15 protein-coding genes are annotated in these 13,788 nt (G+C 60.0%); 7 read left to right on the forward strand and 8 right to left on the reverse strand.

Annotated elements, in window-relative coordinates; all coding sequences use genetic code 11:
* Positions 1–339: 339 nt before the first annotated feature.
* From TZ03_RS15440 to TZ03_RS15450, 3 genes are all read left to right on the forward strand, one after another.
* On the forward strand, positions 340–1,098 hold the full coding sequence (locus tag TZ03_RS15440) for an SDR family NAD(P)-dependent oxidoreductase (protein ID WP_051098869.1): 759 nt from the start codon (positions 340–342) through the stop codon (positions 1,096–1,098).
* Between the two features lie 85 nt (positions 1,099–1,183).
* Positions 1,184–1,666 (forward strand): nuclear transport factor 2 family protein, encoded by a 483-nt coding sequence (locus tag TZ03_RS15445; protein WP_051098870.1) that lies wholly within the window; start codon positions 1,184–1,186, stop codon positions 1,664–1,666.
* 12 nt (positions 1,667–1,678) lie between these two features.
* Positions 1,679–2,338 carry an NAD(P)H-dependent oxidoreductase gene (locus tag TZ03_RS15450; protein ID WP_051098871.1) on the forward strand — a complete coding sequence of 220 codons (660 nt, stop codon included), beginning with the start codon at positions 1,679–1,681 and terminating at the stop codon, positions 2,336–2,338.
* 121 nt (positions 2,339–2,459) lie between these two features.
* Here the strand turns inward: TZ03_RS15450 and TZ03_RS15455 are convergent, their stop codons facing one another.
* Entirely contained in the window at positions 2,460–3,311 is an 852-nt protein-coding gene (locus tag TZ03_RS15455; RefSeq protein ID WP_051098872.1) for a LysR family transcriptional regulator, read from the reverse strand.
* A gap of 119 nt (positions 3,312–3,430) precedes the next feature.
* On the opposite strand from TZ03_RS15455, the gene TZ03_RS15460 reads away from it, so the two are divergent.
* The gene (locus TZ03_RS15460) at positions 3,431–4,297 is read left to right on the forward strand and encodes an NAD(P)-dependent oxidoreductase (RefSeq protein WP_051098873.1); all 867 of its coding nucleotides are present in this window, start codon (positions 3,431–3,433) and stop codon (positions 4,295–4,297) included.
* A gap of 79 nt (positions 4,298–4,376) precedes the next feature.
* Here TZ03_RS15460 and TZ03_RS15465 read toward each other — a convergent pair whose 3' ends face one another.
* From TZ03_RS15465 to TZ03_RS15475, 3 genes are all read right to left on the reverse strand, one after another.
* Positions 4,377–5,033, reverse strand: coding sequence for a hypothetical protein (locus TZ03_RS15465; protein ID WP_051098874.1), 657 nt, complete (start codon positions 5,031–5,033; stop codon positions 4,377–4,379).
* On the reverse strand, positions 5,006–6,520 hold the full coding sequence (locus tag TZ03_RS15470) for an MFS transporter (protein ID WP_082056635.1): 1,515 nt from the start codon (positions 6,518–6,520) through the stop codon (positions 5,006–5,008). The genes TZ03_RS15465 and TZ03_RS15470 overlap by 28 nt, the downstream gene beginning before the upstream one ends.
* 247 nt (positions 6,521–6,767) lie before the next feature.
* Positions 6,768–7,085, reverse strand: coding sequence for a chorismate mutase (locus tag TZ03_RS15475; protein ID WP_051098875.1), 318 nt, complete (start codon positions 7,083–7,085; stop codon positions 6,768–6,770).
* 124 nt (positions 7,086–7,209) lie between these two features.
* Between TZ03_RS15475 and TZ03_RS15480 the strand changes: the two genes are divergently transcribed.
* The 3 genes from TZ03_RS15480 to TZ03_RS15490 all read left to right on the forward strand — a co-directional run bounded on the left by TZ03_RS15480 (position 7,210) and on the right by TZ03_RS15490 (position 9,201).
* A complete protein-coding gene (locus TZ03_RS15480) occupies positions 7,210–7,791 on the forward strand; it encodes a TetR/AcrR family transcriptional regulator (RefSeq protein WP_051098876.1) in 582 nt (193 codons plus the stop codon).
* Between the two features lie 235 nt (positions 7,792–8,026).
* Positions 8,027–8,530: a membrane protein gene (locus TZ03_RS15485; RefSeq protein ID WP_051098877.1), complete on the forward strand. Its 504-nt coding sequence runs from the start codon at positions 8,027–8,029 to the stop codon at positions 8,528–8,530.
* A gap of 77 nt (positions 8,531–8,607) precedes the next feature.
* Positions 8,608–9,201, forward strand: coding sequence for a hypothetical protein (locus TZ03_RS15490; protein WP_051098878.1), 594 nt, complete (start codon positions 8,608–8,610; stop codon positions 9,199–9,201).
* An 84-nt stretch (positions 9,202–9,285) separates the two neighbouring features.
* Here TZ03_RS15490 and tal read toward each other — a convergent pair whose 3' ends face one another.
* From tal to TZ03_RS15510, 4 genes are all read right to left on the reverse strand, one after another.
* Entirely contained in the window at positions 9,286–10,212 is a 927-nt protein-coding gene (gene tal, locus TZ03_RS15495; RefSeq protein ID WP_051098879.1) for a transaldolase, read from the reverse strand.
* 281 nt (positions 10,213–10,493) lie between these two features.
* The gene (gene dusA / locus TZ03_RS15500) at positions 10,494–11,495 is read right to left on the reverse strand and encodes a tRNA dihydrouridine(20/20a) synthase DusA (protein WP_051098880.1); all 1,002 of its coding nucleotides are present in this window, start codon (positions 11,493–11,495) and stop codon (positions 10,494–10,496) included.
* A gap of 227 nt (positions 11,496–11,722) precedes the next feature.
* Entirely contained in the window at positions 11,723–12,127 is a 405-nt protein-coding gene (locus TZ03_RS15505; protein ID WP_051098881.1) for a GFA family protein, read from the reverse strand.
* A 161-nt stretch (positions 12,128–12,288) separates the two neighbouring features.
* Entirely contained in the window at positions 12,289–13,770 is a 1,482-nt protein-coding gene (locus tag TZ03_RS15510) for an NCS1 family nucleobase:cation symporter-1 (RefSeq protein WP_051098882.1), read from the reverse strand.
* Positions 13,771–13,788 lie beyond the last annotated feature (18 nt).

Raw genomic sequence — 13,788 nt, forward strand, 5'->3', positions numbered from 1 at the left:
ACCTGTGGGCGCTGGCTTGCCGGCGATAGGGCCATTGGATTCAACAAACTACCAAAACCTGGCACTTGCCGCAGCGCCAGACGAAAACCGGCTGAAAATGCTGAACACTTCCTGCACGCCAGGCAAACCCGAAATGTATCAGGCTTTGTCAGCCATCAACTGATCCAGCTTCTCCTGGTCCAGCGCAAATCGGTAATGGCTCCTGGGTTTCGAGGCGCTATACAAAAATGTACAGCCAATGTTCATGTCTGAAAGTACCGCTGCGGTCGGACGTTTATCACAATTCTGCTCATGGTTGATCCAAGTATTTCGTCAACAAGCATGGCTGAGGAGTCATATATGTCAGGTAAATTCATTGATCAGGTTGCGGTAGTGACGGGTGGGTCCACCGGCATCGGATTTGCAATTGCCCAAGGCCTGATTGCAGAGGGCGCCAAGCGTGTTTACATCACCGCACGGTCGAAAGCTACATTGGAGGCGGCGATCGAAAAGCTGGGTGAAAAAGCTGTTGCGGTCCTCTCCGATGTTTCGCAGCAAGCCGATTTGAATCGGCTCAAGGCAACGGTCGAAGCCCGGGACGGTCAGCTGGATGCGGTGTTCGCCAACGCAGGGATCTGCGAAAAAAACCCAGTGGGCGAGACCAGCGAGGCCGCTTACTACAATACGTTCGATATCAACGTCAAAGGCGTCTTTTTTAGCGTGCAGACGCTGTTGCCATTGCTGAAGGACGGCGCCTCCATCGTCTTGACCGCTTCGATTTGTTCCAGCAACGGCATGGAAGGGCTGAGCCTCTACAATGCCTCCAAGGCAGCGGTGCGCTCCTTCGCACGCACGTGGGCGAACGAGCTCAAAGGCCGCAAGATCCGCGCGAATGTATTGAGCCCTGGGTTCACTCGGACCCCGCTGATGGATAACAGCCTGAAGCTGAATGAAAGCGAGATCGCTGCGTTGCGCCAACACGTCGAGCAGATCACCCCGCTGGGTTACATGGCTCAGCCTGAAGAAGTCGCAAGTTCCGCACTGTTCCTTGCCTCCTCCGATGCCAGGTATGTCAATGGCGTGGAGTTGATGGTGGACGGCGGACTGTCGCAAATCTGAATTCTTCTTTACCCCCCCCCATGCAGCCCCTCTTGGGGCTGCTTCGCTTTGCACTGGGCCGATGCCTATCTCACAGGAGCAACGCATGAACATCGAAGCACTGAACGCGCGAATGGATGCTTTGGAAAGCCGCGCCGCCATCGAGACGTTGATCGCCGCTTATGCAAATGCATTCGACCGCATCGACGTAGAGCTTTTACAGCGCATCTGGCATGCAGATTCGACGCTGGATCTCCCGGGTTTCGGTAGCGCGGTGAACCGCGACGAGATACTGATCATGGCTGCAAACAGCTGGCGGCAGATGCCGCATATGCACCACTGGATGGCCAACCCCTTGATCGAGATCGAGGGCGACAGCGCATGGGGCACCGTAGCGGCGGACTGCCTGTTCTACGACGTCGATAAAGGCCCTGTACAAGTCAGTGGGCTGTATCACGACAGGTATGAACGTCGTGACGGCAAGTGGGCTTTTTTGTCGAGGCGCTTTGAACTTCACTTCCTGACCCCGCTGAGCGATTGGGTGCCGATTGCTGGCGAGGAGTCGTACTTGCTGGCACCTGTGAGTTGATGGAGATAGCTGATGAACTTGTTGACCGTTTTTGCGCATCCATTCACCGATAAATACCCCGCCGCTGTGATGAGGGCGTTCCACGCACCCTTTCTTGAGGCCGGTCACTGCATCGATGTGCTGGACTTGCATCGTGAAGGTTTCGACCCACGGTTCACTGCGCAAGACCATGCGCATTTTTGGGGTGCTGCTGTTTCGCCAGAGATCGCGGCGATGCACCGTAGAGTGGAAAAGGCCGAGCGTTTGGCGTTCGTTTTTCCGGTGTACTGGTGGAGCATGCCGGCTTTGATGAAAGGCTGGATCGAGCGGGTGTTCACAGGGGGCTGGGCTTACCAATTTGGGGATGGCGTGGAAGACCGCGGCAAAAAGCCTCTGTCGTCGTTGCTGGGTAATGTGCCGACGACGCTGATCGGTATTGCCGGAGCCAGCCAACGAACCTACGAGAAATACGGCTACGACCAGGCGATGCGCACTCAGCTCGACGTGGGTATTTTCGCGTACTGCGGAATAACGGATGTGCAAAGCCACCTGATCTACGACGCCGAGGGGGATCACAATGCCCCAATACGTGAACAAGGCCTCCAACAGGCTCACGACATCGGCTCGACGTTCCTGTCGGAACACCGTGTCATTCGCAACGCGAAGGAGGACCACCTCAGGGCGCGGCGGTGACGCCGGGTGCTTCAGATGCCACTGAACAGGCGCATGATATCGCTGCGCTGTGGCGACTTGCGCAAGCCCCTCGATCGTCCAGGGTGCCGTTGGCTTGAGGGATGGCGTCATGACTTGCCGGTCATGAGCCCAGCATGTCGCCCGCCAGATCGGCCAGGGCGCGAAGCCGATCCATCTGCCGCATGTCATGGTGGTAGCCCATCCAGATATCACGTCCCGGCGGCTGACCACCGATGTCCAGCAATTGCAAATGAGCCAGCTTATCGCCGAGGGGGCGCGGTAACACCGCAATCCCCAGCCCCATGCCGCACATCTGGGCCTGGACGGTACGGCTGCTGCTGGTGAACACGGCCCTGGCTCGGGGAAACAGTTCTTGCAACCAGAGCACGTCGGGGTAGTGGGCCTGGGCGGTATTCATTGTGATCAGGCCAAGCCCCTCACCCCCTTGCGCCGGAGCGAACGGCAGGTGTGCGGCGCTGTACAGGCCATAGCTCATCGTCATCAACCGGCGCTGCACGATGTCTGGTTCGGTGAACGGCACGATGCGAAAGGCGATATCGGCATCGCGACGTGCCAGGTCGAACAGGCGATGCCCGGCGATCACCTCCGGCACGATCAGGGGATGGCGTTGGAGCAATTCATTGAGCACCGGGGCCAGCACGTAGCTGGCGAACCAGTCTGCCGAAGAGATGCGCAGTAATCCTTCCGGTTGGTCGCTGTCGCCTGCGATGTGCCGCTCGATGGCTAGGGCAGTATGTTCCATTTCCTGCGCCAGGCGCAGGATCTTGTCACCGCTGTCGGTCAGAACAAGGCCCTGTCCGACGCGGCGAAAAAACACCTGTCCGCTGGCCTGTTCGAGTGCATTGAGCCGCCGCCCTACTGTGGGATGGCTAACCCCTAGTTGTTTCGCCGCAGCGCCCAATGAGCCGGTGCGGACAATTGCCAGGAAAACGCGCATGTCGTTCCAGTCCATGACGCACCTCGCACAAATATGAACAGCGAAGATGCAGCAATGACACTCCCGTCGCAACCCCTTCAGCGCCAGAGTGAACCTGATAGGCCCGTATCGCGGGCCGGGCTAGGAGATCTCTAATGAATATTGGTTTTGTGGGTGTCGGCAGCATGGCGCGGGCGATGATTCCGCTGTTGCTGCAGGCAGGTTATCGAGTGAGCGCTTGGAACCGTAGTGCCGACGCAGTTTCGGGCCTGGGCCCGGTCCGCGTGCTGCCATCGGCGTCGGCTGCTTTGCAGGCACCTGTGGTCATCAGCATGCTGGCCGACGATAACGCGGTGCGCGAGGTATTGCTGGCCCCAGGCGTGTTGGAGGGGGCGGTTAAAGGTTGCATTCATATTGTGATGTCGACGCTTTCGCCGGCGCTGATCGAGCAATTGACGGGGCAGCACCAGGCGCTGGGGCTTGGCCTGATCGCGGCTCCGGTTTTCGGCATCCCTGCCGTGGCTGCCAGGGGCGAACTGAATATCCTGGCGGCAGGAGACCCTGCAGCGATCGAGCAGGTACAGCCTGTGCTCGATGTGCTCGGCAAACGTACCTGGCGTCTCGGTGAGCAACCGGTGCACGGCTGTATCGCCAAGATCGCGGGCAACATGATGATCAGTCAGGCCATCGAGGCCTTGGCCGAAGCCAGTCATCTCACCGAGCGCTATGGCCTGAGTGCTTCAGCGTTCATCGACGTAGTCACGCAAACGGTATTTGCATGCCCGAGCTACCAGCGCTATGGGCGCAATATTGTCAACGGCGACTATGCACCCGGGTTCAAGCTTGCATTGGGGCTCAAGGACGTCGACCTTGCCTTGAACGCTGGCCAGGTGCAGGGGCTTTCGTTGCCAGCAGCCCATGTGGTACGTAGCAGAATGAAAGCAGCCATGGAAAAAGGTTTGGGCAGCCAGGATTGGTCGGTGCTGGCAGCGGTGGCCGACAGTGTCCCTTCGCTGCCGTGAGGTGGGCTGGCGCCGAGCGGGCCATCTGCTGCGTGAGGGCCGCTAAACTTGGCCCTCCTGCCTGCCGCTTTTGTGGCGATCATTCGGTGTAAGCAATCCCCAAGGCCTTGCACAGGGCCTGCATCTGGGGTGTCAGATTGCTTTTGAGCAATGGTTCGAGCAGGCTGGCCCGTTCATAGTGCTTGGTATAGATCGCTTCGGTGACATGCTGCGGCTCGTCATGCTGGTTGAGCTCAATATCCGAAAACTGGACTACCCCAACCGGGTTGAATCCTGCGCGCTCCATCATTTGTTGCATGCCTCTGGACTTGGTCGTCACATAGCCCCACGCCATGGCGATATCCAGCTTGTTCGCCAAGGCATCGATTGCATAGCCTGCGAACAGCGTTGCCCCGGTGCCTCGGTGTTCCGGGGCGCACACGCCAAACTTGTTGAACAGGGTGCGATTGGCCGGGTTTATCTCGATGCACATGGCACAGATCATTTCACCCTCATGCACGCCCACATAAACAATGGTGTGTTTGTCGGGTTCGCCGGCCAGGGACACATTCTGCAGGTAGTAGTCGGGATCGCTGAAAACCTTTCCCTGGCCTACGCTGACGTCGGGGTGCCACGCCTTCACCCGTTCGGTCAGGCGTTCGACATCGCTGCGTGCAAGTTGCCGGTAGCTGTACTGGGGTGGGGTAACAGTGTTTTTGGGTAGTTCGTTCAGTTCTGGCCAGATTCGGTCGTGCATGGTTCACCTCGCTTAAGGTTTTTTGGACAAGGGGTGGCGCTGCTCTCGGCGGGCAATGACGCAGATGGACGTGACTGGCGGGCTAGCATGGCGCTTAACCCCGCACCCGCGGCAAGGCAGCTGGCAATGCAGAGCAAAGCGACGGTGAATGCGTGAGCGATGGCTGCTTCATCGTGTCGGGCGCCGAGCAGCGTGTAGAAGACCCCGCCGATCACGGCAACGCTCAGTGCGGTGCTTAGTTGTAGCGTTGAACTGGCGATGCCGGCGATCATCCCCGAAAGGCCTGGGGCGACGCGGCTGGTGATCATGCGCATCAATGTCGGTAGCGCCAGCCCTTGCCCGAAACCTATAAAGAACAGGGGCAGGGTGAGTTGCCCTGATGGGGTGTACGGGTGAGTCGGTGTTATCGTCACCAGCCAGGCCAAAGCCAGCAGCCCAAGTACTTCCAGCCCCATGCCGAACGGGTTGACGTACGCACCTAGGAGGCGTTTGCACGGAGTTGTCGACAGTGGCCCCAGCAAGAAGCCCACACCGAATGGCAGGAACATCAACCCCGCGCTGAGTGCGCTGGCATGCAGGGCGCCCTGGAGGTAGATCGACAACAGCAGGAAAAACGCGCCGATCATGTAGAACGACAGGGCGACCAATAGCGCGCAGCCTAAGCCCGGCGTCTGCAGCGCGATCGGATTGAGCAGCGGTGCGCCGCCAGCCTGGTGCAGGCGCGTTTCGTAACGCCAGAACTGCATCGCCAATATCGGAGCCGCCAGCAACGTCAACCAGGACCATAGCGGCCAACCCGCCTCACGGCCTTCGATCAGGGGCACGATGAGCGCACCGAGGGTCAATACCGACAGCAGCGTGCCCAGCAGGTCGAGTTTGCTTGCCTGCCGTGCACGGGTTTCTCTGAGCAGCGGGACGCCGAACAGGGTGGCCAGCAGCACGATAGGTAGGTTGACCAGGAAGATCGCTCGCCAGCCCAGGCCCATGACATCGAGCGAAATCAGCACGCCCCCCAACGCCTGGCCCACCACCGAGGCCAAACCGAAGACGGCGCCGTAGATGCTCAATGCCAAGGGTTTTTCGGACTCTGGGAAGATCGCTTGCACCGACGCAAGCGCCTGCGGGGCCATGATTGCCGCAGTCAGCCCCTGCAGCGCACGGCCGGCGACCAATACCCAGGGAGATGTCGCAAGCCCGCACATTGCCGAGGCTGCAGCGAAGCCGATCAAGCCGAGAAAAAACATCCGGCCGCGCCCATAGAGATCGCCCAGGCGTCCCCCCGTGATCAGCGTCACGGCATACAGCCCTGCATAGGACGAAATGACCAGTTGCTCGGCAGAAGCAGCGGTGCCCAAATCCTCTTGGATCGACGGCAGCGCGACATTGACGATGAAGAAATCCAGAGGCGGCAGAAACGCCCCCACCAGTAGGATCACGAACATCGCCCACCGGCGTCGTTCGATTGGGAGTGCTTCAAGGTTTGACATGCACAGTGATCCTCTTCGGAAACAGCAGTTCTCACGCACTGGGTGAGGGAAAGTGGCACGGCCTCGGTGCTATTGAGCTGGCACCTGGGGGTGCCGGAAAGTGTGTGTGTTCGCTGGCCTTGCAGGTACTGCCATTTTTGTACATGCGGCGTTCATGCATGTGGGGGGCGACAACGCATAGCTCGCCCGTGGCCCTAATCAGTGCCTCATGTAGCGTTCCAGCAGCGCGCTGTCGCTGCTGCGGCGCTCAGCCCTGCGAAGGTGAGGCGTCGTTGTCAGCGGCGATCTGTCGATGGCGCTGGACCACTTCGCTGATGATGAACGTCATCAACTTCTCGACGAATACCTTGTCGATGCAGGCCTGCTCGGCAAGTGTCGTCAGTCGCTGGTACTGCTGCTTTTCCCTGGCTTGGTCAACCGCTTGCAATCGATAGCGCGCCTTCAACGCACCGACCCGATCGGTGCAGCGGAAGCGCTCAGCGAGGATGTGGACGAGTGCCGCATCAATATTGTCGATGGTCTGGCGAAGGGATGACAGCTGGCTAGTGGCCTCAGGAGTAACCATGATGCTTCCTCGGACTTGGTGGTGTTTTCCAACCTACTAGAAGGTAGGCTTAGATGCAAATAATGGCTTAATGCCGGGATGTGGCTGTGTTGACGGGTTACCTATCAGAAGGTAGGGTGGCGCAATGACCACTCATTCCAGCACTTATTTCGAAATCCTGAGCTGCGCTCGATCCTTGATCATTGCCGGCGGCTATAGCGGTTTCAGTTATGCGGACATCTCCGAGTACGTGGGTATCCGCAAGGCCAGCATCCACCATCATTTCCCGACCAAGGTCGATCTTGTGTGCGCCCTGGTGGCCCAATATCGGCAAGAGGCAGAGGCCGGCATGGCGCACCTCGAGCGTTCGTTCGCAGACCCTGCCGATCAACTGCGTGCCTACACCGGTTATTGGCTCGAGTGCATTGGCGACGCGACCAAGGGCTATTGTGTGTGTGCACTGTTGGCAACCCAGATTCCGGTATTGCCGGATGAAATCGTGGTGCAGGTCAGGGCGCACTTCCAGGCCTTGTCCGCCTGGCTGACATCCGTATTCGAATGTGGGTCGAGGCAAGGTTGCTTTGTGCTGAGGAGCGATGCTCGTGGCGAAGCGGAGACATTCATGGCCACTGTCCATGGTGCAATGCTTTCAGCCCGTGCCTACGGCGACCCGGCCATATTCGGTGCTATCACTCAGCCGTTGATCGAAAGCCTCATCACCTCGTAGTGATGAAAACGGTCGTTGTGTTTTGCCCTTAGCTATTCCTGGCAATAGCGAACTACCCAGAGGCGACTGAGCAACGGCATAACCGGCGAGGGAAAGTATTTGACAGTCAGTCTACCTACTAGTAGGTTTGTAGTGTGCATAGTCTGTATGATTGGTGTCTGGCGCAGCGGTTCGCGTTTATTAGTCACCAACCCCTTAGCTGGTAATCCCTTTTTGTCGGGCCAGGAGTGTACTGATGCCACATCCCATTTCTGAACTTGGTTTCCTTCATACGGCCGTCAGTGTCGCTGCTGCACTGGCCGGCTTCTATAACCTGTTTCGCTATCGACGGTTCACGGTGTCCGAGCACAGTGGGAAGGTATATTTAGCGTTGCTGGTAGCATCGGTACTCTCGTCGTTTGGATTGTCGAGCACCGGAGGTTTCAATATTGGGCATGCCTTGGGCATTCTTGCCTTGTTGGCTATCGGTGGTGCGATGTTGGCTCCGAAAATCGGCGGAATAGGGCGAGCGACGAAGTACATCTCGATGTTTTTATTCAATCTGACTTTTTTCTTGCTTTTCGTGCCAGGCATCAATGAGACGCTGACACGTTTGCCCGTATCTAGCCCATTGGCGGCAGGCCCAGAGTCTCCGCTCGTTCGCGGCGTTCTCGCTGGCTGGCTAGTGGTGTTTCTAGTAGGGACCGCGCTACAGGGGCTGTGGCTCTATTTTAAAACCAGGCGGTCAGCCATCGCTTGATGCACTTATGCGTGTGCGGCATTTGCCACGCCGACTGTGGGGCAGGGGCTGGCCATTTTGGACTCACGAGATCTCGAATGATTGAAAAGGCGATAACCGTGAGCAATTATCACTGGTTGCTTGTTTACTTTTTGTCGCGCGCGCTTGTGTCTTCGTCATGGGTAGTGCTGGTAATGGCGTTTGGCTTGGCTCACGCATTCGTGGCGCACTTCTTGATCCTGTTTTATCTCGCCTGGGATGCGGCGATAAACTTATTGGATGCGTTTCACAGTGGAGTGCTCAGCTATACCAGCGCTCAAATGATCAATTTTTTTGTCAGCGTCATTGTTAGTATGGTCATGGTGATCGCTTTTAATATAGATAAGGAAGCGGTGCTGCTTGTGTGGGGCGTCTGGGCGGTGGCGTCAGGCCTATTGCATGGCGTTGCCAACGGTCAGCGTAGCAGCCCTAACGGTGTCAAATGGATAATGACGCTTAATGGCGCGCAGTCGGTGATTGCCGGCGTGTATTTTATTTTTCTTCCGTATGCGGCTGGGCCCGTTGCCGTTGTGACGTTAATTCCTTATATCGCGCTGGGTGCACTCAGCTTCTTTGCATGCACGGTGTGGATCTGGCTGGCGATCAGACAGCGCCGGCAGGCGATAGGGCCATTGGATTCAACAAACTGCTAAAGCCTGGCACTTGCCTCAGCGCCAGACGAAAAACGGGCGGAAAATGCTGAACATTTCCCGCCCGCCAGGCAAATCCGAAATGTATCAGGCCTTTTCAGCCATCAACTTCTCCAGCTTCTCCTGGTCCCGCGCAAACTGGCGGATACCCTCGGCCAGTTTCTCGGTGCCCATGGCATCTTCGTTCATGGCCCAACGGAACTGGCTTTCGCTCAGTTGCTGCTTCGCCTCACCGGCGTTGCCCGGTTTCAGTATCCGTGGCAGTTCACCTTGATCATCGCTCAGTTGCTGCAGCAACTCGGGGCTGATGGTCAGGCGGTCGCAGCCGGCCAGTTGCTCGATCTGGCCGATATTGCGGAAGCTGGCGCCCATGACCACGGTGTCGTAGCCATTGGCCTTGTAGTAGTTATAGATACGCGTCACCGACTGCACGCCCGGGTCCTCGGCGCCCACGTATTCCTGGCCGGTGCTCTTCTTGTACCAGTCGTAGATACGGCCCACGAACGGCGAAATCAGGAACACCCCGGCATCGGCGCAGGCTTGGGCCTGGGCGAAGGAGAACAGCAGGGTGAGGTTGGTCTGGATGCCTTCCTTCTCCAGCTTCTCGGCGGCGCGGATGCCCTCCCAGGTGGACGCCAGCTTGATCAGCACGCGGTCGCGGCCAATGCCGGCGGCCTCGTACAGCTCTATCAGCTTGCGCGCCTTGGCCAGCAGGGCCGGCTCATCGAACGACAGGCGGGCATCCACCTCGGTGGAGATACGCCCCGGGATGACCTTGAGAATGCCCGAGCCCACGGCCACCGCGAACTTGTCGCAGGCCAGGTCCACATCGCCCTTGGCATCGGCCTTCACCTGCTTGAGCAGGTCGGCGTAGCCTGGAATGGCCGCGGCCTTGAGCAGCAGCGACGGGTTGGTGGTGGCATCGACCGGCTTCAGGCGGGTGATGGCGTCCAGGTCCCCGGTGTCGGCGACCACGGTGGTGAACTGCTTGAGTTGTTCCAGCTTGGAGGTCATGGGCGTGCTCTGTCCTGTGCAATGACTCGACATTACCCGAGCCCCGACGGCCGCTCAAGGGCCTGTAGGCGCGGGCTTGCCCGCGAAGGGCGGTGCGAAGGTGAAGATTCGAGTCGCAAGCTGCCATGAGGTTCCACAAACACAAAGCGGCCTGTGTGGGAGCGGGCGTGTCGAGGCGTCGAACCGCCGCGAAGAATCCAACGCGGTGGCAGGCACCGGCTGCGCCGGTGTTCGCGGGCGCGCCCGCTCCCACAGAGATTGCATTACCAGCCTGGACTGTATTAGCGCCCCTGCAACAACTCCACCGCCTGGTCGAACACCGCCAGCGGCTCCGCCGCCTTGTGAATGTCCGCCGACAGCAGCTGACGGAAACGCCGCGCCCCCTTGAACCCCTGGGCCAGCCCCAGAATATGCCGGGTAACGTGGTGCATCGCGCCACCACTTTCCATATGCGCCACGATATAAGGCCGCAGCTGAGCCAGTGCCTCGCTGCGGCTGACCACCGGCGCTTCGCTGCCGAACAGCTGCTGGTCCACTTCGGCCAGCAGATAAGGGTTGTGGTATGCCTCACGCCCCAGCATCACGCCATCGAATGTCTCCAGCTGTGCCCTGCACTCGGCCAGGGTCTTGATCCCGCCGTTGAGCACAATCTCCAGGTCCGGAAAGTCCGCCTTCAACTGTGCTGCCACGTCATAGCGCAGCGGCGGAATCTCGCGGTTTTCCTTCGGCGACAGCCCTTCCAGAATCGCAATGCGCGCATGCACAGTAAAACTGCGGCAGCCGGCCTCGCGCACCTGGCCGACGAAATCGCACAGTTCTGCGTAGCTGTCGCGGCCGTTGATGCCGATGCGGTGCTTGACCGTTACCGGGGTGGATACCGCATCACGCATGGCCTTCACGCAATCGGCCACCAGCGCCGGGTGGGCCATCAGACAGGCGCCGATCATGTTGTTCTGCACCCGGTCGCTCGGGCAACCGACGTTGAGGTTGACCTCGTCATAGCCGGCTTCCTCGGCCAGGCGCGCGCACGCGGCCAGGTCCGCCGGTACGCTGCCGCCCAGCTGCAGGGCCAGCGGGTGCTCGGAGGCGTCGTGGCGCAGGAAGCGCTGGGCGTCGTTGTGCAGCAGGGCACCGGTGGTGACCATTTCGGTGTAAAGCAGGGTTTGCTTGGAGAGCAGGCGCAGGAAGAACCGGCAGTGGCGGTCTGTCCAGTCCATCATCGGCGCAACGGAAAACCTGCGGGACGGTTCCACTCGTTGATTTACAGCTGATTCTTGGGGCATCTGGGGCACGTATCTGATGCCCGGCGCGGTTGCCCGGCGCCGGGTGGATTTGGGGGAATGGGCATAGTCTACCAATTTGCCCAGCCACGCGTCCGGGCCGGTGATGGCTGGCTTTGCCCGCCGCCCATGGCCCAACCTGCCTCAGCGGCAAATAGATAACCGCCGGCAAGCCAGCTCCCACAAGTACGGCGCATGACGTGAGCTTTATGCGCTCAAGGGCATGCATGTCATCCTGCCGGGAGGATGCGGGTGGCTGCGGGTAGGTGCCAGGGGGCAGCGCACTCGAGGTGCAGATGTTGCTGCTTCTTGGGCAGGAACGGCGTATCGAGCGTGCCCAGCGCTATCGAAACCCAATCGGCGAATTCACCTTGCGAGCGTGACCAGAACAGGGACGAGCCGCACACTGCGCAGAACTCGCGCATGACCGTTGGCGAAGAGGCAAACGCCTTGATGTTGGTAGCGCCGCGTAGTATTCGCAGCATGTTGCGCGGCACGCTGCCGTACGAGGCGAACGCGGCGCCATGGCTTTTGCGGCACTGGCTGCAGTGGCAATGGCTCACGGCCTTGGGTGGGGTGAGCAGCAGATAACTGACAGCTGCGCACAGGCAGCTTCCTTGATAGGCCTCTTTCACTGATGCTTCCGTGCAGGTGGAAAAGCCCAGCGTAACTGGCCGGGCTTGATCAGTCGACAGGTCTTGGCACCGCGGCCCTTGGAGCGGCTAAAGCCGCTCCCGCAAAGATCGCACAGGCTTTTGGATGTTGAGCAAGGCAGTTGCGCCTACCAACGCCCCGATCAGTGATGCGCACTATCCACCGCGATGCTTTCGCCGCTCACTTCGGCGTAGCTGGCGCTGCGGTTGGCAATGGCGTAGTGGATCAGCCCACCCAGGCCGGCGCCGAAGAACCACGAGAACTGCGACAGCGTTTCGAACGCCGGCACCAGCGCCAGCACGATGGCGATCAGTGCCGCCGGGATGAATGCCGCGACCGCGCGCAGGTTGACCCCGCCGCTGTAGTGATAGGTAGCCTGCTTGCTCTCGCTATACAGCTCCGGCAGGTTCACCTGGCTGCGGCGTACCAGGTAATAGTCGGTGACGATGATGCCGTACAGGGGGCCGAGCAGGGCGCCCAGGCCGCCGAGGAAGTACACGATCACCGACGGGCTGTTGTACAGGTGCCAGGGCAGGATCACTACCGCGATGGCGGCGCTGAGCAAGCCGGCGCGACGGAAGTTCAGCAGGTTGGGCGCCAGGTTGGTCAGCACGTAGGCCGGGGCGACGAAGTTGGCCATGATGTTCACCGCCACGGTGACGATCAGGAAGGCCAGGCAGGCCAGCACCAGGCCGGCGGTGTTGGGGATGGCCGCGACGATTTCGGTCGGGCTTTGCACCAGCTTGCCGTCGATGCTGAACTGCGCACCGGCCAGCACCACCGCAATCAGCGCGAAGCCGAGCATGTTCACCGGCAAGCCCCAGAAGTTGCCGACGCTGATGGTGCGGCGGTCCGGGCAGTTGCGGGTAAAGTCGCAGAAGTTGAGGATCATGGTGCCGTACAGCGAAACCCACAGTGCAGCGGCGCCGAGCACTTTCAGCCACATGGTTGACCCCGTCGGCGCGTTGCCGCTGGACCAGGCAATCGACAGGCCGCTGCGCCAGTACATCCAGCCCGCCAGGCTGGCGAAGGCCACCAGGATGATCGGCCCGGCGAAGGATTCGAAGCGGCGCACCATCTCCATGCCGTAGGCGAAGATCGCCACCTGCACGCACCAGATGCCGAGGAAGGTGACCCAGCCCAGGCTCGACAGGCCAAGGATCGAGTTCTGGTCATAGGCCTTGAGGTCCGGCGCGATGGCGGTGAGCAGCACGCGCAGCACCACCGAGGCGAGGTAGGTCTGGATGCCGAACCAGGCGATGGCGATCACCGCGCGGATCAGTGCCGGGATCTGTGCACCATGGATGCCGAAGCTGATCCGGCACATGACCGGGTAGGGCAGGCCGGTCTTCTGGCCCATGTAGCCGGACAGGTTCATCAGGCCGTAGATCACCAGCGCGCCGAGGGCGAAGGCGGCGAGAATCTGCGCGCCGCTCATACCTAGGGCGAACAGCCCGATGGCGAAGGAGTAGTTGGCCATGTTGTGCACATCGTTGGTCCACAGCGCGAACAGGCTGTAGCGGCCCCAGGTGCGATTGGCTGCGCGGGTGGGTGCAAGGTCGGCACTGTATAGGCGCGGGCTCAATGCCACCTGGCCGGGCTCGGCCGTGTCGCTGGCTCTTATAAACCTCTGACGCTGCCG

It is taken from the genome of Pseudomonas sp. 10-1B, assembly GCF_000935045.1.
GTDB lineage: Bacteria > Pseudomonadota > Gammaproteobacteria > Pseudomonadales > Pseudomonadaceae > Aquipseudomonas.

Bases quoted from the DNA above. Each gene is read 5' to 3' on its own strand.
- TZ03_RS15440 (WP_051098869.1), top strand. From the start codon at position 340: ATGTCAGGTAAATTCATTGATCAGGTTGCGGTAGTGACGGGTGGGTCC.
- TZ03_RS15445 (WP_051098870.1), top strand. From the start codon at position 1,184: ATGAACATCGAAGCACTGAACGCGCGAATGGATGCTTTGGAAAGCCGC.
- TZ03_RS15450 (WP_051098871.1), top strand. From the start codon at position 1,679: ATGAACTTGTTGACCGTTTTTGCGCATCCATTCACCGATAAATACCCC.
- TZ03_RS15455 (WP_051098872.1), bottom strand. From the start codon at position 3,311: ATGGACTGGAACGACATGCGCGTTTTCCTGGCAATTGTCCGCACCGGC.
- TZ03_RS15460 (WP_051098873.1), top strand. From the start codon at position 3,431: ATGAATATTGGTTTTGTGGGTGTCGGCAGCATGGCGCGGGCGATGATT.
- TZ03_RS15465 (WP_051098874.1), bottom strand. From the start codon at position 5,033: ATGCACGACCGAATCTGGCCAGAACTGAACGAACTACCCAAAAACACT.
- TZ03_RS15470 (WP_082056635.1), bottom strand. From the start codon at position 6,520: ATGTCAAACCTTGAAGCACTCCCAATCGAACGACGCCGGTGGGCGATG.
- TZ03_RS15475 (WP_051098875.1), bottom strand. From the start codon at position 7,085: ATGGTTACTCCTGAGGCCACTAGCCAGCTGTCATCCCTTCGCCAGACC.
- TZ03_RS15480 (WP_051098876.1), top strand. From the start codon at position 7,210: ATGACCACTCATTCCAGCACTTATTTCGAAATCCTGAGCTGCGCTCGA.
- TZ03_RS15485 (WP_051098877.1), top strand. From the start codon at position 8,027: ATGCCACATCCCATTTCTGAACTTGGTTTCCTTCATACGGCCGTCAGT.
- TZ03_RS15490 (WP_051098878.1), top strand. From the start codon at position 8,608: ATGATTGAAAAGGCGATAACCGTGAGCAATTATCACTGGTTGCTTGTT.
- tal (WP_051098879.1), bottom strand. From the start codon at position 10,212: ATGACCTCCAAGCTGGAACAACTCAAGCAGTTCACCACCGTGGTCGCC.
- dusA (WP_051098880.1), bottom strand. From the start codon at position 11,495: ATGCCCCAAGAATCAGCTGTAAATCAACGAGTGGAACCGTCCCGCAGG.